Genomic DNA, 18,710 nt, shown 5'->3' on the forward strand with positions numbered 1-18,710 from the left:
AGCTCCATGGTCGAGAGGGAAACAGCCCAGAGCATCGACTAAGGCCCCTAAGCGTACGCTAAGTGGGAAAGGATGTGGAGTCGCAGAGACAACCAGGAGGTTGGCTTAGAAGCAGCCACCCTTGAAAGAGTGCGTAATAGCTCACTGGTCAAGTGATTCCGCGCCGACAATGTAGCGGGGCTCAAGCGTACCGCCGAAGTCGTGTCATTGCAGCAATAGGGCCAACGCCCGCTGTGATGGGTAGGGGAGCGTCGTGTGCCGGGTGAAGCAGCAGCGGAAGCTAGTTGTGGACGGTTCACGAGTGAGAATGCAGGCATGAGTAGCGATACACACGTGAGAAACGTGTGCGCCGATTGACTAAGGGTTCCTGGGTCAAGCTGATCTGCCCAGGGTAAGTCGGGACCTAAGGCGAGGCCGACAGGCGTAGTCGATGGACAACCGGTTGATATTCCGGTACCCGCTTTGAAACGCCCAATATCGAATCCTCTAATGCTAAAGCCGTGAAGCCGTTCCGGACCCTTCGGGGAAAGGAAAGTGGTGGAGCCGCTGACCCAAGGTGGTAGTAGGTAAGCGATGGGGTGACGCAGGAAGGTAGTCCAGCCCGGGCGGTGGTAGTCCCGGGGTAAGGGTGTAGGCCGAGGGGTAGGCAAATCCGTCCCTCATTAAGGCTGAGACCTGATGCCGAGCCGATTGTGGTGAAGTGGATGATCCTATGCTGTCGAGAAAAGCCTCTAGCGAGTTTCATGGCGGCCCGTACCCTAAACCGACTCAGGTGGTCAGGTAGAGAATACCGAGGCGTTCGGGTGAACTATGGTTAAGGAACTCGGCAAAATGCCCCCGTAACTTCGGGAGAAGGGGGGCCATCACTGGTGATCGGACTTGCTCCGTGAGCTGGGGGTGGCCGCAGAGACCAGCGAGAAGCGACTGTTTACTAAAAACACAGGTCCGTGCGAAGCCGTAAGGCGATGTATACGGACTGACGCCTGCCCGGTGCTGGAACGTTAAGGGGACCGGTTAGTGACCTTTCGGGGTTGCGAAGCTGAGAACTTAAGCGCCAGTAAACGGCGGTGGTAACTATAACCATCCTAAGGTAGCGAAATTCCTTGTCGGGTAAGTTCCGACCTGCACGAATGGCGTAACGACTTCTCGACTGTCTCAACCATAGGCCCGGTGAAATTGCACTACGAGTAAAGATGCTCGTTTCGCGCAGCAGGACGGAAAGACCCCGGGACCTTTACTACAGTTTGATATTGGTGTTCGGTTCGGCTTGTGTAGGATAGGTGGGAGACTTTGAAGCAGCCACGCCAGTGGTTGTGGAGTCGCCGTTGAAATACCACTCTGGTCGTGCTGGATGTCTAACCTCGGTCCGTGATCCGGATCAGGGACAGTGTCTGATGGGTAGTTTAACTGGGGCGGTTGCCTCCCAAAGGGTAACGGAGGCGCCCAAAGGTTCCCTCAGCCTGGTTGGCAATCAGGTGTTGAGTGTAAGTGCACAAGGGAGCTTGACTGTGAGACCGACGGGTCGAGCAGGGACGAAAGTCGGGACTAGTGATCCGGCGGTGGCTTGTGGAAGCGCCGTCGCTCAACGGATAAAAGGTACCCCGGGGATAACAGGCTGATCTTCCCCAAGAGTCCATATCGACGGGATGGTTTGGCACCTCGATGTCGGCTCGTCGCATCCTGGGGCTGGAGTCGGTCCCAAGGGTTGGGCTGTTCGCCCATTAAAGCGGTACGCGAGCTGGGTTTAGAACGTCGTGAGACAGTTCGGTCCCTATCCGCTGTGCGCGTAGGAATATTGAGAAGGGCTGTCCCTAGTACGAGAGGACCGGGACGGACGAACCTCTGGTGTGCCAGTTGTCCTGCCAAGGGCATGGCTGGTTGGCTACGTTCGGGAGGGATAACCGCTGAAAGCATCTAAGCGGGAAGCCTGCTTCAAGATGAGTATTCCCACCTCCTTGAGAGGGTAAGGCTCCCAGTAGACGACTGGGTTGATAGGCCAGATGTGGAAGCCCGGTAACGGGTGAAGCTGACTGGTACTAATAGGCCGAGGGCTTGTCCTCAGTTGCTCGCGTCCACTGTGTTAGTTCTGAAATAACGAACAGCTGTGAAAACACCAGCGTTCAAATTTCATAGTGTTTCGGTGGTCATAGCGTTAGGGAAACGCCCGGTTTACATTCCGAACCCGGAAGCTAAGCCTTTCAGCGCCGATGGTACTGCAGGGGGGACCCTGTGGGAGAGTAGGACGCCGCCGAACAATCATTGTGGGAAAGCCCCGCACCTTATGGTGCGGGGCTTTTCTGCGTTTACGGCCCGATCGTGCCGACCCGCGCCGCAGGGCTGTCGTCCGAATGGCCGCAGCAGGCCGGTGATGCGTCGTCCGCGGCCCGGCGGAGCGGGCCTTGCGTCCCTTTAGTTCGTACTGTGGGGGTATGGGCTACGACCTCGTCATCTTCGACAACGACGGCGTGCTGGTGGACAGCGAGCCGCTCGCCAACAGCACCCTCGCCGGGTATCTGACCGAGCTGGGGCACCCGACCACCTACGAGGAGTCGGTCCGCGACTACATGGGGTCCGCCGTGCACCGCGTGCACGACCTCGTCCAGGAGCGGACCGGGGAGCGGCTGCCGGCCGACTTCGACGAGACGCTGCACGCGCGGACCGTCGCCGCGTTCGAGCAGGAGCTGAAGCCCGTACCCGGCGTGGAGGAGGTGCTGGGGGCGCTGACCGCGCAAGGGGTCGCCTACTGCCTGGCCTCCTCCGGGACGCACGAGCGGATCCGGGTCGGACATCGGGTGGCCGGGCTCGACGGGTGGTTCGAAGAAGAGTGGATCTTCAGCGCGCAGGACGTCGGCCAGGGCAAGCCCTCTCCCGACCTGTACCTGCACGCGGCGCGGCAGATGGGCGTGGAGCCCGCCCGTTGCGTGGTCATCGAGGACAGTCCGCTCGGTATCCAGGCCGCCGTCGCCGCGGGCATGGACGTGTACGCGTTCACGGCGATGCTGCCCGCCGACCGGCTCCCCGGGGCCACCGGGCACTTCGGTGACATGAAGCAGCTCAACGGACTGCTCGGGCTGGAGGCCGGACTGGGTATGTGATCTCTCTACCCACGGGTAGCCCGTGGCCCTACGCTGACCCGCCATGACGGATGATGTGCGGCTTCGGCGTGGCCGGGGCGCTCTGGGGTTCAGTTTCTTCGTGCAAGGCGTTGCCTTCGCGCTGCTCGTGACGCGGATCCCGGCCATCCAGGACCGGTACGGGATATCCGACGGCCTGCTGCCCGCCTTCCTCGCGGCCGTGCCGGTCCTCGCGGGGGCGTCGAGCGTGGCCACCGAGCACCTGGTGAAGCGGGTCGCGCCCAGCGTCGTACTGCGGTGGGCGCAGCCGCTGGTGCTGTTGTCCCTGCTGGGTGTCGGCGCCGGCGGCCGGATGTGGCACGTGGCCCTCGCCCTGGGGGTGTTCGGGCTGTCGGTGGGTGCGCTGGACGCCTCGATGAACATGCTCGGGGTGAGCCTGCAGCGGGCGTACGGGCGCAGCATCATGCTGGGCTTCCACGCCGCGTACAGCTTCGGCGGGATCCTGGGGGCGTCGGCCGCGTGGGCGGGGGCGCACTGGAAGCTGGACCTGTTCGTCAGCTATCTGCCGGCCGTGGTCGTGCTGTTGCCGCTCGCGCTGCTGGGGAGCCGGCGCTACGTCGACGCGCCGGAGACGGTCACGGTGACGGGTCCGGGCGCGGGGGAAGCCGCGGAGAAGGCCGCCGGGAAGGGACTGGGCAGCGGCGGGTTCAAGCTGCTGCTGCCGCTGTGCCTGGTGATGGCGTGCGCGTACATCGGTGACTCGACGGTGGCGAACTGGAGTGCCAAGTACCTCCAGGACGTGCTCGGGAGCTCGGAGCAGATGGCGACCGTCCCCTACAACGTCTACATGGTGACCACGCTCGTCGGGCGGGCCGTCGGGGACCTGGGTGTGCGGCGCTTCGGGGCGGTGGCCGTGGTGCGGGGCGGGACGCTGGTGGCGGCCGGCGGGTTCGCGGTGGTGGCCGTGGCGCCGGGGGCGTGGGTGGGGATGCTCGGATTCACGCTGCTGGGGATCGGGCTGTGCGTGATCGTGCCGCAGACCTTCGCGGCCGCCGGGAGGCTGTTCCCCGGGGCGTCCGACACGGCCGTCGCCCGGCTCAACATCTTCAACTACGTCGGCTTCCTGATCGGGTCGCCGCTCGTCGGGGCGCTCGGCGATGCCTGGAGCTACCGGGGCGCGATGCTGGTGCCGATGCTGCTGGTCCTGGTGACCTTGTTCCATGCCCGTTCGTTCGGCTCGGAGGGCGCCCGATACGGTGTCCGCCATGAGCGGCGAGCCGGTGACCGGGCTGTTGATGTGGGACGAGGCGGTAACGAGGTATGACTTCGGACCGAGCCATCCGATGGACCCGGTGCGCCTGGCGCTGACCATGGGCCTGGTGCGCGCCTTCGGGCTGGACCGGGCGATGGAGGTGCGGGCGGCCCCCGTGGCCGGGGACTCGACGCTGCGGCTGGTCCACCGGGAGGACTACGTCGACGCGGTGCGCGAGGTGTCCGCCGACCCGGGCGCCGCGGACGGTTCGTACGGGCTGGGGACCATGGACGATCCGGCCTTCCACGGGATGCACGAGGCGTCCGCTCTGATCGCCGGGCAGTCCGTGGCGGGCGCGGAGGCGCTCTGGAACGGTGAGGCCGAGCACGCCGTGAACTTCGCCGGCGGGCTGCACCACGCCATGCCGGGCGGTGCGGCCGGCTTCTGTGTGTACAACGACGCGTCGCTGGCCGTGGCGCGTCTGCTGGAGCTGGGGGCCGAGCGGGTCGCGTACGTGGATGTGGACGTCCACCACGGGGACGGCGTGCAGGCGGCGTTCTGGGACGACCCGCGGGTGCTGACCATCTCCCTGCACGAGCATCCGCGGACGCTGTTCCCGCAGACGGGCTGGCCCGAGGAGACCGGTGGGCCGGGGGCGGAGGGGTCGGCGGTGAACATCGCGCTGCCCGCCGGGACCGGGGACGAGGGGTGGCTGCGGGCCTTCCACGCGGTCGTGCCGGAGCTGCTGGCGGACTTCCGGCCGCAGGTGCTGGTGACGCAGCACGGGGCCGATACGCACTTCGAGGACCCGCTCGCGCACCTGGCGGTCTCGCTGGACGCCCAGCGGGTCGTCCAGGAGGCGTGTCACCGGCTCGCGCACGAGTACGCGGACGGGAAGTGGCTGGCGCTGGGCGGCGGCGGGTACGCGGTGGTGGACGTCGTGCCGCGGTCGTGGACGCACCTGGTGGGGATCGCTGCGCACCGGCCGGTGGATCCGCAGGCGGCGGTCCCGGCTGCGTGGCGGGACGAGGTGTACGCGCGGACGCGGCAGTTGGCGCCGGCGCGGATGACGGACGGGCGGAGCCCGTCGTGGCCGGACTGGGAGGCGGGCTACGACCCGGCGGACCGGACGGATCAGGCCGTTCTGGCCACCCGTCGGGCGGTGTTCCCGCTGCGCGGCATGCTGGCCTGACCGCTCGGCCGGATCAGATGCATCGTTACGCCAACTGTGGGGCTGTTCGCCGGAATTGATGAACCGCCAGATGGGTTGCGGCAGCATCGGAGGGTGTTGAGCACCGGCGCGCTGCGTGCGCATCTGCTGGCCGCCCGGTTGGCCGGGTCCGTCGCCACCTCCCGGGAGGAGAGCCTGCGCAGTTACCGGCTGTTCGCGGCGCGGGATCCGCGGGTGATGCTGGGGCTGGATCCGGAGTGGGGCTGGGGCGAGGGTGATCTGCTGAGGCTGATGGCGGACAAGTGCGGGGTCTCGGCCGATCCGGCGCACGTCAGTGGGCCGGACGTGATCGACCCGGAGCGGACGGTGGCCGCGCTGGAGGCCTTCGCGGGGCGCCTGTGCGAGGCGGCGAGGGCCAGGTCGCCCGTGTTGTTCGGGACGGGCCATCCGCATCGGCTCCTGGGCTTCTACGCCGGTTTGGCCGAGGCGTTGTCGGCGGCGGGATGTGTTGTCCTCACCCCTGCGCAGGGGGTGAGTGTCGACATGACGACGCGGTTCGGCGTACGCACGCACACCATCGAATACGTACGGGGGGTCGCACTGGTGCGGGAACCCGGCGTGCGGTTGCCCGGGAGTGCGACCGGCGTGCACACCCATTCGCCCCTGCCGGTCCGGGTGGCGCTGGGGGCCCTCGCGGAGGCCGGCGGGCCGCTGCCGGAGCTGGTGGTGGGCGACCACGGGTGGGTCTGCGGCGCAGGTCAGCTGGGTGTGGACGCGATCGGGCTGGCGGATACGGACGATCCCGCGCTGTTCGTCGGGGAGGCCGAGGGGCGGGTATCGGTGGCCGTTCCACTGGATGACGCGGTGCGAGCGGACTACTACCGACCGCTTACGAGGTACGTGCTCGGCCGCGCGAGTCTGACGGGGCGGCAGGAGTGGCCGTAGCTCCTCTTCCCCACTCGTATCACGCGCCCCTACTCTGGGGAGTGAGCGTGCGACGACGAGGAGTAACCGGAGGGGAAGCCGGTGCCCGTCATGCGCGGAAGGTCAAGGTGTGTCATGGCTGCTGGCGAGAGGCCTCTCAGTGAGGTTCAGTTCCTGACCGTGGCGGAGGTCGCCTCGGTGATGCGAGTGTCGAAGATGACCGTGTACCGGCTGGTGCACAACGGTCATCTGCCCGCAATCCGGGTGGGCCGGTCCTTCCGGGTCCCCGAGAACGCGGTCCACGAGTACCTCCGAGAGTCCTATGTGGGGGTGGAGTCGGCCTGAGACTGAGGCTCGGGACGCCCCTGGCTACGACGCGGAAGCGCTCGGATTACAAGCTCAGAGCTCGGGCGGGTAGGCTAGGCCGACGTAGGTCGTGTGGGCCCAGACGCCCCGCACCAGTGAAGAGAAGTGAGCGAGGGTAGTCGTGGGCTCTGTTATCAAGAAGCGGCGCAAGCGGATGGCTAAGAAGAAGCACCGCAAGCTGCTCAAGCGCACCCGCGTCCAGCGCCGTAACAAGAAGTAAACGGCAGCTGTACGTGTTCTCCGCAGCCCCTCCACCATTCTGGTGGAGGGGCTGCGGTGCAGCCGGGGGACTTCTTCGAGGGAGGCGCTGAGCTCGTGGGGAAGGTCGTACTCGTCACCGGGGCAGCCCGGCAGTTGGGCGGTCGCTTCGTGCGCCGGATCCAGCGTGACCCGGACGTCGAGCGCGTGATCGCGGTGGACGCGGTGACACCGCCGCACCGGCTGGGATCGGCGGAGTTCGTCCGTACGGACATCAGACAGTCGGCGATTGCCAGAGTGCTGGCCGAGCACGCCGTGGACACGGTGGTGCATCTGGCGGTCACCGGGGGCAGCGCGGGCACGGGCGGCGCGCACAGCACCGTCAAGGAAACGAACGTCATCGGCACCATGCAGCTCCTCGGAGCCTGCCAGAAGTCGCCGACGGTACGGCGGCTCGTGGTGAAGTCGAGCACCAGCGTCTACGGGGGCACGCCCCGGGACCCGGCCGTCTTCACCGAGACCACGGAGCCCAAATCGCTGCCGGCGGGCGGCTTCGCGAAGGACGCCGCCGAGGTCGAGGGGTACGTACGGGGCTTCGCGCGCAGACGGCCGGACGTCGCGGTCTGCGTCCTGCGGTTCGCCAACATCCTGGGGCCCTACGCCGACTCGGCGCTCGCCGAGTACTTCTCGATCCCCGTGATGCCGACCGTGCTGGGGTACGACCCGCGGCTGCAGTTCGTGCACGAGGACGACGTCCTCGAAGTGCTGCGGCTGGCGGCGCAGGAGCCCAGGCGCGGGACGCTGAACAGCGGGACCTTCAACATCGCGGGCGACGGCGTCCTGCTGCTGTCGCAGTGCTCGCGGCGGCTGGGGCGGCCCACGCTGCCGCTGCTGCTGCCCGCGCTCAACTGGGTGGGCTCCGCGCTGCGGGCGGTCGGGGCCACCGACTTCTCGCCGGAGCAGATAAGGCTTCTCACCCATGGCCGGGTCGTGGAGACCACGCAGATGCGCGAGGTGCTCGGCTTCGAGCCGCTCTACACGACCGCCGAGACGTTCGCGGACTTCGCGCGGAGCCGGGGGAGCGGGCTGCTGCCTCCGGAGCGGGTCGGACGGGCCGTGGACCGGGTGGCGGCCATGCTGAATGCAGACGGGCTCGACGGGCTCAAGGACGACGCCTACGCGGCTGAAGGAGCGAAGCGATAGTGGCGGACGCCAAGGTCATTCCGTTCGGCGAGGACCGGCCGCGGCGGCGGATCCCCCGCCGGGTGCGGGCGGTGCCCGCTGCCGAGCCGGTGGTGGAGGAACGGGCCGCTCCCGAGCCCGCCCCCGCGCCCGCTCCGGACGCGGCGCCCGGCGACGGCTGGGACCGGCGGATCGCCGGCGGACTGGCGTTCCTGCGGCGGCGGATCACCGGCGACTACGAGGTCGACGACTTCGGCTACGACAAGGAACTGACGGACCAGGTCCTGATGTCCCTGATGCGGCCGCTGTACGACAAGTACTTCCGGGTCGAGGTCAAGGGGATCGAGAACATCCCGGCGGAGGGCGGCGCGCTGATCGTGGCGAACCACTCCGGGACGCTGCCGCTGGACGGGCTGATGCTCCAGGTCGCCGTGCACGACCGCCACCCGGCGGAGCGGCACCTGCGGCTGCTGGCGGCGGACCTGGTCTTCATGCTGCCGGTGGTCAACGAGCTGGCCCGCAAGGCGGGGCACACCCTGGCGTGCGCGGAGGACGCGCAGCGGCTGCTGGAGGCCGGGGAGCTGGTCGGTGTGATGCCGGAGGGCTTCAAGGGGATAGGGAAGCCGTTCGGGGACCGGTACAAGCTGCAGCGGTTCGGTCGGGGCGGGTTCGTGTCGACGGCGCTGCGGGCGGGGACGCCGATCGTGCCGTGCTCGATCGTGGGGGCGGAGGAGATCTACCCCATGGTCGGCAACGCGAAGACGCTGGCGCGGCTGCTGGGGGTCCCGTACTTCCCGATCACGCCGACGTTCCCGTGGCTGGGGCCGCTGGGTGCGGTGCCGTTGCCGACGAAGTGGACGATCCAGTTCGGTGAGCCCATCCCGACGGACGGGTATGCCGCGGAGGCGGCGGAGGACCCGATGCTGATGTTCAACCTGACGGACCAGGTGCGGGAGCAGATCCAGCACACGCTCTACAAGCTGCTGGTGCAGCGGCGGTCGGTGTTCTTCTGACGGGCCGTCGAAGCGGAAAGGGCGGGGCCGCCGCGGCGGCCCCGCCCTTTTCCTACTCTGCGTCCTCCGCGCCCAGGCCCAGGCCCGGGAGGAGCCCCGGGAGCAGGGGCGGGATGGTGATGTCCGGCTTGGGGTCCTCCGGCGTGCCCGAGGTGGGCGGCCCCGACTGACCCGCGGGCGGGTTGAGCAGGTCGCCCGTACCGCCCAGGAGGCCGCCGGCGGGGGGCCGGCTGCTGCCCGAGGGGGACGGCGCCGTGGGGCTGCCGGAAGGCGTGCCCGCGGCGGGGGTGGACTGCTGTGTGCCGCTGGGCGTTCCCGGCTTGGCGGACGAGCCGGGGGTGCTGCCGGTGCCGCGGGGCTGCTCCGGTGGCTTGGGGAGCAGGCTCTGGAGCGGCGCCACGTCATCGTCTATGGCCTGGAAGACCGACTCCACCTCACCGCCCACGTCCGTGAGCTGTGCCGGGAGCTTCTCGCGGAGCTTGCCCCACGCGTCGCGGTGGGAGCGGGAGAACGACGACAGCTTCTGGATCGGGCCGAGCGAGCCGTCCCGTTCGTACGCGGCCTGGAGGAGGCGGTGGCCTGCCTCCGCGTCGTGCTTCACGCCCGCCAGTGCCCGGCGGATCGCGCCCAGGGACTCGTGGTCCAGGTCGCCCAGCCGGCCCCGTTCCATCAGCCTGCGGGCTTCCGACAGACGGTTGGAGGCCTGGTCGAGATAGAGCTCGCCCCGGTCCGCGTCGTCGTCGGCCATCCCCAGCTTCAGGTCCTCCATGCCCCGCTTCACGGGGTAGAGGTGGTCACCGGGCAGGGCGTCGGAACTGGCAGCGGCCACTCCGCTGAAGGCCCCTGCGGCCACACCCACGGTGAGGCCGCCCGCTGCGATGCCCTTGGACCAGCGGGAGCGGGGCCGCAATTTCCGGAGCGGGGTCGCCCGGTGGGCGCCGCGGCCGGTCCGCTGTTCGGGCACCAGAGGGTCCGAGGCGGCACTGCCCCCCGCCCTCTCCTCCAGCACCATGGCCTCCATGGCGGCAATGAGCTGGGCTCGTTGCACCACTTTGACCTCGGGGTCCAGCACTGGGCGCGGCATTCTTTCGCCGAGCACGCTCGCCAGGGCCAACAACCGGTCGTGGTCGGCAGGTTCGGCAGGCGCCTCGGACTGCTCGGCCGCCGAGTCCGGTTCCGAAGGGTCGGACTGGGTCCGATCCTCCAGGGCCTGGGCGAAGGCGTTCGCCCGCCGGTGCGGGGTCACGTTCGCGATCACTGGCGGCACCTCCTCTCGTCATGACGATCGACTCCCCAAGGTGTCCGGAAGGTTGCCTTCCTTGAGCACATCCACACTTTCGGGTGAGCGGCTTTCGGCAAAGCGTGTCCACAGGGAGCCTGCATTCCGCACAACGAGCGTCGCGGCACTTGGGTTACGGACGAAGGATGATCTGACCACAGCGTCATCGAGGGGTCACCGAATGTGAGGTTGTCTGGTGTCGGAGGGTCAGCGGGCGTCTTCGGGGAGGAGGCGGGCCAGTGTGCGGACCGCCCGGTACTGGAGGGTCTTGATGGCGCCCTCGTTCTTCCCCATCACCCGGGCCGTCTCGGCGACCGAGAGGCCCTGCAGGAAGCGCAGGGTCACGCACTCCTGCTGCTGCGGATTGAGCTTGCGCACGGCCTCCAGCAGGGCCGCGTTGGAGAGGGACTCCAGGACGGAGTCCTCGGGGCTGCGCTCGACCTCGTTCGCGTCGAGCATCTCGCCGGTGGTGACCTCCAGCCGGAAGCGGCTGGACTTGAAGTGGTCCGCCACCAGGTTGCGGGCGATCGTCACCAGCCAGGCGCCGAAGTCGCGCCCCTGCCAGGTGAAGGTGGAGATCCGGCGCAGGGCGCGCAGGAAGGTCTCGCTGGTGAGGTCCTCCGCGGTCGCCTTGCCGCCGACGCGGTAGTAGATGTACCGGTAGACCGTGTCGCTGTACTGGTCGTAGAGGCGGCCGAAGGCGTCGGCCTCGCCCGCCTGTGCGCGTTCGACCAGATCCATCATGCGGGCCTGGTCGCTGTCCGCCGTGGGGCGGCGGTGCGTGGCCTGGGTCCCGGTGCCGGCGGCGTTCGAGCCACCGGCGGCGCGACCTCGTCTGCCCACCGTCGCGCCGCCGTCGGTCAGGGCATAGCAAGGACCGGCCGGGCCGAGGCCGGCAGGGACTGCGGCGGCGAAGGCGGGGGCGGCGTACGCGGCGGTGGGGACGAAGCCGCGCAGGTGGTCGAGGACCGTTGCGCGCAGCTGAGCCAGGCCCGAGGCGTCAACCCCGACAGGTGGGTACACGGGACTCCCAGAGGCAGAGCTTCCATCACGTGCAGTGCGGAACCGTTCACCCGTCGTGGCGACAGATGGCCGGTGGCATGCGTTTGAGGAGAATAACGCTTCGTACAGGCAGTGCTACACCCAGTTGCTCAAATCACCGGTTCCGACACTTCCGTTGCGTGTCGAGGGCATATTCAGTCGCAGATGGTGATCGATTCTTGATCGCTTGGATACGCGGAATGGACGCTTCCAAGGGGGCTCGCGACCGAGTCGGGCATGCCGGAGTGCCGCGCCGGGGGCGCGGGTAGGGGTGAGGGAATGCCGGTGGCCGGGATCCGGCCCGGGTGGGCCCGGGGCGTACGGGCCCCGGGCCTGGTGTTGTTACTTCCTGCGGCGGTGCAGGGCGATGGCGGCGGCGGCGCCGCCCGCGATCGCGCCGACTCCGGCGGCCGCCGGGACGCCGACCTTCACGGCCTTCCGGCCGGTCCGATAGTCGCGCAGCCGCCAGTCGTTGGTCCGGGCATGCTTGCGCAGTTTTGTGTCGGGATTGATCGCGTACGGATGTCCGACCAGTGACAGCATCGGGATGTCGTTGTGCGAATCGCTGTACGCGGCGCAGCGTTCGAGATCGAGTCCTTCCGCGGCCGCCAGGGCGCGGACCGCCTCCGCCTTCGCGGGGCCGTGCAGCGGCTCGCCGACCAGGCGGCCGGTGTAGACCCCGTCGACGGACTCGGCGACGGTTCCCAGGGCCCCGGTCAGCCCGAGGCGGCGGGCGATGATCGTGGCCGTTTCCACGGGGGCGGCCGTTACCAGCCACACCTTCTGGCCGGCGTCGAGGTGGGCCTGGGCCAGGGCGCGGGTGCCCGGCCAGATCCGCTCGGCCATGTACTCGTCGTAGATCTCCTCGCCGATCGACATCAGCTCGGAGACCTTGTGGCCCTTGACGATGGACAGGGCGCTGTCGCGGGCGTCCTGCATGTGCTCGGGGTCCTCGACCCCGGCGAGCCGGAACCAGGCCTGCTGCCAGGCGAAGCGGGCGAGCTCGCGGCGCCGGAAGAACTCGCGCTTGTAGAGGCCGCGGCCGAAGTGGAAGATCGCGGCGCCCTGCATGACGGTGTTGTCGAGGTCGAAGAAGGCGGCGGCGAGATCGTCGCCGGCGACCGGGAAGACGGGCTCCTCCGGGGGAGCCTCCGGGCCCTCCTCGATGCGGGCCGAGGGTTCCGTTTCGGGCTCGGTGAGCGGTGGGGCCTCGGCCAGAGCGGTCTTGCGGGCGGCCTCGGCCGAGGCCTCGCCCGCCAGCACGCTGCGTGCGGTGGCGGAGCGCCGACGAGGGGGGAGCCATCCGAGAGCGGCCATGACGCGAGCATAGCCACTGTGTTCGGGAGTTCCCGAACCGATGGGATGCGGAGGCGTGAACTCTTCGGGGCGCTGCTGTTACGCGAGGGCGCGGGAGAATGGCGGCATGAGCCCTTTGTTGCGCCGCAAGGAGAAGAAGCGTCCCGGGGAGCGGATGGTGACGCTCATCGGGAAGCCGGGGTGCCATCTGTGCGACGAAGCGGAGGAGGTGGTCGTGAAGGTGTGCGCCGAGACCGGTGCACAGTGGGAGAAGAAGGACATCTCCCAGGACGAGGAGCTCTACCGGCTGCACTGGGAGCAGATTCCGGTCGTGCTCGTGGACGGCGAACAGCACACCTTCTGGAGGGTGAACCCCGACCGGCTCCGGCGGGCGTTGGAGGCCTGACCCTCTTCCCGGTTACCATCATGGGCGATTTATGGGGTCTCGGGGGCGTATCTGTGAGGAGTGTGCGCGGTTTTGCCCCCTTTGGGATTTGAACGGGTTCGGCGTGCCGTTGGTTCCGGCTTTGCGTGCCGAAACCGCGTGACCCCGGTCACTTTGGTCGGACAAAGCGGACACAATCTTTGTGCACGCGTTCACAAAGGCATAGCCTGCTGTCGACGGGGCGGTCCTGGGACAAGTGGCCGCCTGCAGCCCCGCTCATCCCGCAGGAGCATCGTGGCAACTGGCCGAACTCACCGACCGGCGACCCGCAGCCGAGGTATTCCCGAGGCCACTGTCGCCCGGCTTCCGCTGTACTTGCGTGCCCTCACCGCGCTCTCCGAGCGATCGGTGCCCACGGTGTCCTCCGAGGAGCTCGCGGCCGCCGCCGGAGTCAACTCCGCGAAGCTGCGCAAGGACTTCTCGTACCTGGGTTCCTACGGCACCCGCGGCGTCGGCTACGACGTCGAGTACCTCGTCTACCAGATCTCCCGCGAACTCGGCCTGACCCAGGACTGGCCGGTTGTCATCGTCGGAATCGGTAACCTCGGCGCCGCGCTCGCCAACTACGGCGGTTTCTCCGCGCGCGGGTTCCGCGTGGCCGCGCTGATCGACGCGGACCCGGCGATGGCCGGCAAGCCGGTCGCCGGCATGTCCGTGCAGCACACCGATGATCTGGAGAAGATCATCGAGGAGAACGGCGTCTCGATCGGTGTCATCGCGACGCCCGCCGGAGCGGCCCAGCAGGTCAGCGAGCGGCTGATCGCGGCCGGTGTCACCTCCATCCTGAACTTCGCCCCCACCGTGCTGTCCGTGCCCGAGGGCGTGGACGTGCGCAAGGTCGACCTCTCCATCGAGCTCCAGATCCTCGCCTTCCACGAGCAGCGCAAGGCCGGTGAGGAAGCGGCCGCCGCTGCCGCCGGCGGCTCCTCCGTGGGCGGCGCCGCACCCGCTGCGGCCGTGGTTCCGCCGGCCGGGCGGACCACGGCCGAGCAGCGCAAGGGCGGGCCCGAGGGCGACGTGCCGGCGGTGATGCCGGCATGAGTCTGCTCGTCGTAGGGCTGAGCCACCGCAGCGCACCCGTGAGCGTGCTGGAGCGGGCCTCACTGTCCGCCGATGCCAAGGTGAAGCTGCTGCACGACACCCTCGCCGCCGAACCGGCGACCGAGGCGACCGTGCTGGCCACCTGCAACCGGATCGAGCTGTACGCGGACGTGGACAAGTTCCACGCCGGCGTCGCCGAGCTGTCCACGCTGCTCGCGCAGCACAGCGGCGTCGCGCTGGAGGAGCTCACCCCCTACCTGTACGTGCACTACGAGGACCGGGCGGTGCACCACCTGTTCTCGGTGGCGTGCGGGCTGGACTCGATGGTCGTCGGCGAGGGGCAGATCCTCGGCCAGATCAAGGACGCGCTGGCGCTGGGGCAGGAGCTCCACACCGCCGGCCGGCTGCTCAACGATCTGTTCCAGCAGGCACTGCGGGTCGGCAAGCGGGCGCACTCCGAGACCGGGATCGACCGGGCCGGTCAGTCGCTGGTGACCTTCGGGCTGGAGCAGCTCGCCGTGCGGACGCCCGTGAACGAGTGGGCCGCGGGCAAGCGGGCGCTGGTCATCGGCGCCGGGTCGATGTCCTCGCTGGCCGCGGCGACGCTGGCGCGGGTCGGGGTCGCCGAGATCGTCGTGGCGAACCGGACCGCCGACCGCGCGGAGCGGCTGGCGGAGATTCTGGTTGCCTCGGGCACCGGGGTCTCGGCCGTGGCCGTGCCGATGGCCCGGGTGGCCGATGAGCTGACACGAGTCGACGTGGTCGTCTCGTGCACCGGTGCGACCGGGCTCGTGCTGACCGCCGACGACGTGCTCGACGCCGTCTCCTGGGGCGCCGGTGGGCTCGCGCCGGCCGAGCAGGGAGAGGCCGGGGCTGCGCCCCAGGCCTCCCAGGGGTTCCGCCCCCGGCCCCCCGCGCCTCAATTGCCGGCGGGGCTGGATTCGGCTGACGCCGCCGGTTCCGTGCAGGTGCCGGCCGGGCTGGACACCGACGTGCTCGCCCGGCTGGTGGCAGCCACCGAGGCCGGCGGCCGACTCGCCGATGCCGGGGCCGCGCGGACGATCAGCGCTTCCGTGGAGGGCGACGGTTGTCCCGTCGGGCCCGACGGGCGGGCCGCGCTGACCGGTGTCGACGCCAACTCCCTCGAACTGCACGGGACCTGGGCCGACCAGGGCGAGGCCGCCGCGCAGCGGCAGCCGCGCCGCAGCACCCGTACGCAGGCCCAGGCGACCACCGTCCGCCTCGCGCTGCTCGACCTGGCCATGCCCAGGGACATCGACGCGGCGGTGCACCGGATCCCGGGCGTACGGCTCGTGGACATCGAATCGCTCGCCGAGGCGTCGGCCGACGCCCCGATGGCGGCCGACGTCGACGCCGTACGCGGGATAGTCGCCCAGGAAGTCGCGGCCTTCGGGGCGGCGCAGCGGGCCGCGCACATCACGCCCACCGTCGTCGCCCTGCGGGCCATGGCGGCCGAGGTCGTGGCCATGGAAGTGGCGCGGCTCGACGGGCGGGTCCCCGACCTCGACGAACGGCAGCGCGCCGAGGTCACCCAGACCGTGCGCCGCGTCGTGGACAAGCTCCTCCACGCGCCGACCGTGCGCGTCAAGCAGCTCGCGAGCGAGCCCGGCGGCGCCGGGTACGCGGAAGCGCTGCGCGAACTCTTCGACCTCGACCCTCAGACGGTTGCTTCCGTCAGCCGGGCGGACGCGGCCGATCCGATGAACGACGACGACCCAGGACGGGCATCATGAACACACGTCCCGACCAGCCGCTGCGGCTCGGTACGCGGCGGAGCAAGCTGGCCATGTCCCAGTCGGGGCACGTCGCCGACGCGGTACGGGCCGTCACCGGCCGGGCCGTCGAGCTCGTGGAGATCACGACCTTCGGTGACGTCTCGCGCGAGCACCTCTCGCAGATCGGCGGGACGGGCGTGTTCGTCACGGCCCTGCGCGACGCGCTGCTGCGCGGCGAGGTCGACTTCGCCGTGCACTCGCTGAAGGACCTGCCGACCGCGCAGCCCGACGACCTCGTGATCGCGGCCATGCCGCGCCGCGAGGACGCGCGGGACGCGCTCGTCGCCCGGGACGGTCTGACCTTCGAGCAGCTGCCCGACGGTGCCCGGATCGGTACCGGGTCGCCGCGGCGCACCGCTCAGCTCAACCACCTGGCCCTGTCGCTCGGCAAGCGGATCGAGACGGTGCCGATCCGCGGCAACGTCGACACCCGGATCGGCTTCGTCCGCGACGGTGAGCTCGATGCCGTCGTCCTGGCGGCCGCCGGGCTGAACCGGATCGGGCGCGGCGTGGAGGCGACCGACCTGCTGTCCGTCGACAGCGTCCTGCCGGCTCCCGGCCAGGGCGCCCTGGCCGTGGAGTGCCTCGCGTCCGACACGGACCTCATCGCCGCGCTCGGTGAACTGGACGACCCGCACACCCGGGCCGCCGTCACCGCCGAGCGTTCCCTGCTCGCCGCCCTGGAGGCAGGCTGCAGCGCACCCGTGGGCGCGTTCGCCGATCTGCTGGCGGACGGGGAGATTGTCAATGAAATGCGCCTGCGCGGCGTCGTCGGAACCCTCGACGGAACCACGCTGGTGCAGCTGTCCACCACCGGTCCCGTGCCCCAGTCGTACGACGAGGCCATGGCGCTCGGCCGCGAACTCGCGGACGAGATGCTGGCCAAGGGCGCGGCCGGTCTGATGGGGGAGCGATCGCTTTGAACCCCTCAATTCCGACCACCTCCGCCTATCCGGCCGTCGCCGCCCACGGGCGCGTCACCTTCCTCGGTGCCGGCCCCGGCGACCCGGGTCTGCTGACGCTGCGCGCCGTCGAGGCGCTCGCGGCCGCGGACGTACTGATCGCAGAGCCCGATGTGCTCGAGGTCGTACGGACGCATGCGCGCGCGAATGTCGACACGCCGCAGCTGACGGTCGCTGACGAAGTGTCAGCAGCCGCCGGGGTCCCGGTGATCCGGGACGCGGCCAATCTTGTCATGGAGGCCGCACGCTCCGGCAGGCGGGTCGTGCGTGCCGTCACGGGCGACCCCGGGCTCGACGGCAACGCCGCCGAGGAGATGCTGGTGTGCGCCACCGCCGGCATCCCCTTCGAGGTGGTGCCCGGTGTCGCGACCGCGGTGGGCGTGCCCGCGTACGCCGGTGTCCCGCTGCGCGACAAGCAGGGCGCGGACGTGCGGTTCGTCGACGCGAGGACCGCATCGGCGCGCTGCTGGAGCGAGGTCGGCGCGAGCGACGGCATCCTCGTCGTCTCCGCGACGCTGGAGACCGTCTCGGCGGCCGCCGCCGAGCTGGTGAGCGCCGGGCGCAAGCCCGACACCCCGCTGACGGTGACCGTCGCCGGCACCACCACGCGCCAGCGGACCTGGTGCGCGACGCTGGGCACGATCGCCCAGGTGTTCAAGCAGGGCAAGGTGCTCCCCTCGCCCGAGGGCGCCCGGCCCGTCATAGCCGTGGTCGGTGAGCACAGTGCCGTCGCGCGCCGCGAGGAGCTCTCCTGGTTCGAGTCGAAGCCGCTCTTCGGCTGGCGGGTCCTCGTACCGCGGACCAAGGAGCAGGCGGCATCGCTCTCCGACCAGCTGCGTTCCTACGGCGCGGTGCCCCACGAGGTGCCGACCATCGCCGTGGAGCCGCCGCGCACCCCGCAGCAGATGGAGCGCGCGGTGAAGGGCCTGGTGACGGGCCGCTACGAGTGGATCGCCTTCACCTCGGTCAACGCCGTCAAGGCCGTCCGCGAGAAGTTCGAGGAGTACGGGCTCGACGCGCGCGCCTTCGCGGGCATCAAGGTCGCCGCGGTGGGCGAGCAGACCGCCGCCGCGCTCGTGGAGTTCGGCGTGAAGCCGGACCTCGTGCCCAGCGGTGAGCAGTCCGCGGCCGGACTGCTGGAGGACTGGCCGCCGTACGACCCGGTCTTCGACCCGATCGACCGCGTGTTCCTGCCGCGGGCGGACATCGCGACCGAGACGCTGGTCGCCGGGCTGATCGAGCTCGGGTGGGAGGTCGACGACGTCACGGCCTACCGGACCGTGCGCGCTTCGCCGCCGCCGGCGGACACGCGCGAGGCGATCAAGGGCGGCGGTTTCGACGCCGTTCTCTTCACGTCCTCGTCGACCGTCCGCAACCTGGTCGGGATCGCCGGGAAGCCGCACAACGTGACCGTCATCGCCTGTATCGGGCCGGCGACGGCCAAGACGGCGGAGGAGCACGGGCTGCGCGTGGACGTGCTGTCCCCGGAGCCGTCGGTGTCGAAGCTGGCGGAGGCCCTCGCCGAGTACGGTGCGGCGCGCCGCGAGGCGGCGAAGGAGGCCGGCGAGACGGTGTTCCGGCCGAGCGAGCGCCGGCCGGGGGCGCGTCGTCGTCGTACGACGTGAGCGGCTTAGGCCGGCTCGACCGGTCGCAGAGGGGCCCGGGTGCGC

16 protein-coding genes and 2 rRNA genes (1 of these 18 cut by a window edge) are annotated in these 18,710 nt (G+C 69.7%); 15 read left to right on the forward strand and 3 right to left on the reverse strand.

What is annotated here, in order from left to right:
* The 10 genes from OG444_RS21995 to OG444_RS22040 all read left to right on the forward strand — a co-directional run.
* Positions 1-2,060, forward strand: a 23S ribosomal RNA gene (locus tag OG444_RS21995); it begins 1,063 nt to the left of the window's first position.
* Between the two features lie 76 nt (positions 2,061-2,136).
* A 5S ribosomal RNA gene (rrf, locus tag OG444_RS22000) occupies positions 2,137-2,254 on the forward strand.
* Positions 2,255-2,429: 175 nt separating this feature from the next.
* The gene (locus tag OG444_RS22005) at positions 2,430-3,095 is read left to right on the forward strand and encodes an HAD family hydrolase (RefSeq protein WP_327263800.1); all 666 of its coding nucleotides are present in this window, start codon (positions 2,430-2,432) and stop codon (positions 3,093-3,095) included.
* Between the two features lie 43 nt (positions 3,096-3,138).
* Complete coding sequence (locus OG444_RS22010) at positions 3,139-4,398, forward strand: MFS transporter (RefSeq protein WP_327263801.1); 1,260 nt, start codon at positions 3,139-3,141, stop codon at positions 4,396-4,398.
* Positions 4,370-5,518, forward strand: coding sequence for an acetoin utilization protein AcuC (locus tag OG444_RS22015; protein ID WP_327266880.1), 1,149 nt, complete (start codon positions 4,370-4,372; stop codon positions 5,516-5,518). The genes OG444_RS22010 and OG444_RS22015 overlap by 29 nt, the downstream gene beginning before the upstream one ends.
* A gap of 93 nt (positions 5,519-5,611) precedes the next feature.
* Entirely contained in the window at positions 5,612-6,442 is an 831-nt protein-coding gene (locus OG444_RS22020; protein ID WP_327263802.1) for a phosphatase, read from the forward strand.
* Positions 6,443-6,556: 114 nt separating this feature from the next.
* On the forward strand, positions 6,557-6,766 hold the full coding sequence (locus OG444_RS22025) for a helix-turn-helix domain-containing protein (protein ID WP_008738568.1): 210 nt from the start codon (positions 6,557-6,559) through the stop codon (positions 6,764-6,766).
* A gap of 142 nt (positions 6,767-6,908) precedes the next feature.
* Positions 6,909-7,007 carry a 30S ribosomal protein bS22 gene (locus OG444_RS22030; protein WP_003948845.1) on the forward strand — a complete coding sequence of 33 codons (99 nt, stop codon included), beginning with the start codon at positions 6,909-6,911 and terminating at the stop codon, positions 7,005-7,007.
* Between the two features lie 95 nt (positions 7,008-7,102).
* Complete coding sequence (locus tag OG444_RS22035; protein WP_327263803.1) at positions 7,103-8,188, forward strand: NAD-dependent epimerase/dehydratase family protein; 1,086 nt, start codon at positions 7,103-7,105, stop codon at positions 8,186-8,188.
* Complete coding sequence (locus OG444_RS22040) at positions 8,188-9,180, forward strand: lysophospholipid acyltransferase family protein (RefSeq protein WP_327263804.1); 993 nt, start codon at positions 8,188-8,190, stop codon at positions 9,178-9,180. The genes OG444_RS22035 and OG444_RS22040 overlap by 1 nt, the downstream gene beginning before the upstream one ends.
* 52 nt (positions 9,181-9,232) lie before the next feature.
* Here OG444_RS22040 and OG444_RS22045 read toward each other — a convergent pair whose 3' ends face one another.
* The 3 genes from OG444_RS22045 to OG444_RS22055 form a co-directional block, all read right to left on the reverse strand.
* Positions 9,233-10,438, reverse strand: a complete 1,206-nt coding sequence (locus OG444_RS22045; protein WP_327263805.1) for a DUF5667 domain-containing protein — start codon at positions 10,436-10,438, stop codon at positions 9,233-9,235.
* A 228-nt stretch (positions 10,439-10,666) separates the two neighbouring features.
* Positions 10,667-11,482, reverse strand: coding sequence for an ECF subfamily RNA polymerase sigma factor, BldN family (locus OG444_RS22050; protein ID WP_327263806.1), 816 nt, complete (start codon positions 11,480-11,482; stop codon positions 10,667-10,669).
* 360 nt (positions 11,483-11,842) lie between these two features.
* Positions 11,843-12,817 carry an HAD family hydrolase gene (locus OG444_RS22055; RefSeq protein WP_327263807.1) on the reverse strand — a complete coding sequence of 325 codons (975 nt, stop codon included), beginning with the start codon at positions 12,815-12,817 and terminating at the stop codon, positions 11,843-11,845.
* A 106-nt stretch (positions 12,818-12,923) separates the two neighbouring features.
* On the opposite strand from OG444_RS22055, the gene OG444_RS22060 reads away from it, so the two are divergent.
* From OG444_RS22060 to OG444_RS22080, 5 genes are all read left to right on the forward strand, one after another.
* The gene (locus OG444_RS22060) at positions 12,924-13,202 is read left to right on the forward strand and encodes a glutaredoxin family protein (RefSeq protein WP_327263808.1); all 279 of its coding nucleotides are present in this window, start codon (positions 12,924-12,926) and stop codon (positions 13,200-13,202) included.
* Positions 13,203-13,475: 273 nt separating this feature from the next.
* A complete protein-coding gene (locus OG444_RS22065) occupies positions 13,476-14,282 on the forward strand; it encodes a redox-sensing transcriptional repressor Rex (protein ID WP_326588687.1) in 807 nt (268 codons plus the stop codon).
* The gene (locus OG444_RS22070) at positions 14,279-16,036 is read left to right on the forward strand and encodes a glutamyl-tRNA reductase (protein ID WP_327263809.1); all 1,758 of its coding nucleotides are present in this window, start codon (positions 14,279-14,281) and stop codon (positions 16,034-16,036) included. The genes OG444_RS22065 and OG444_RS22070 overlap by 4 nt, the downstream gene beginning before the upstream one ends.
* On the forward strand, positions 16,033-17,001 hold the full coding sequence (gene hemC / locus OG444_RS22075; protein WP_327263810.1) for a hydroxymethylbilane synthase: 969 nt from the start codon (positions 16,033-16,035) through the stop codon (positions 16,999-17,001). The genes OG444_RS22070 and hemC overlap by 4 nt, the downstream gene beginning before the upstream one ends.
* A complete protein-coding gene (locus tag OG444_RS22080; protein ID WP_327263811.1) occupies positions 16,998-18,665 on the forward strand; it encodes a bifunctional uroporphyrinogen-III C-methyltransferase/uroporphyrinogen-III synthase in 1,668 nt (555 codons plus the stop codon). The genes hemC and OG444_RS22080 overlap by 4 nt, the downstream gene beginning before the upstream one ends.
* The last annotated feature ends 45 nt before the right edge of the window (positions 18,666-18,710 follow it).

Origin of the sequence: Streptomyces sp. NBC_01232 (assembly GCF_035989885.1) — a bacterium.
GTDB lineage: Bacteria > Actinomycetota > Actinomycetes > Streptomycetales > Streptomycetaceae > Streptomyces.

Bases quoted from the DNA above. Each gene is read 5' to 3' on its own strand.
- OG444_RS22005 (WP_327263800.1), top strand. From the start codon at position 2,430: ATGGGCTACGACCTCGTCATCTTCGACAACGACGGCGTGCTGGTGGAC.
- OG444_RS22010 (WP_327263801.1), top strand. From the start codon at position 3,139: ATGACGGATGATGTGCGGCTTCGGCGTGGCCGGGGCGCTCTGGGGTTC.
- OG444_RS22015 (WP_327266880.1), top strand. From the start codon at position 4,370: ATGTGGGACGAGGCGGTAACGAGGTATGACTTCGGACCGAGCCATCCG.
- OG444_RS22025 (WP_008738568.1), top strand. From the start codon at position 6,557: ATGGCTGCTGGCGAGAGGCCTCTCAGTGAGGTTCAGTTCCTGACCGTG.
- OG444_RS22055 (WP_327263807.1), bottom strand. From the start codon at position 12,817: ATGGCCGCTCTCGGATGGCTCCCCCCTCGTCGGCGCTCCGCCACCGCA.
- OG444_RS22060 (WP_327263808.1), top strand. From the start codon at position 12,924: ATGAGCCCTTTGTTGCGCCGCAAGGAGAAGAAGCGTCCCGGGGAGCGG.
- OG444_RS22070 (WP_327263809.1), top strand. From the start codon at position 14,279: ATGAGTCTGCTCGTCGTAGGGCTGAGCCACCGCAGCGCACCCGTGAGC.
- hemC (WP_327263810.1), top strand. From the start codon at position 16,033: ATGAACACACGTCCCGACCAGCCGCTGCGGCTCGGTACGCGGCGGAGC.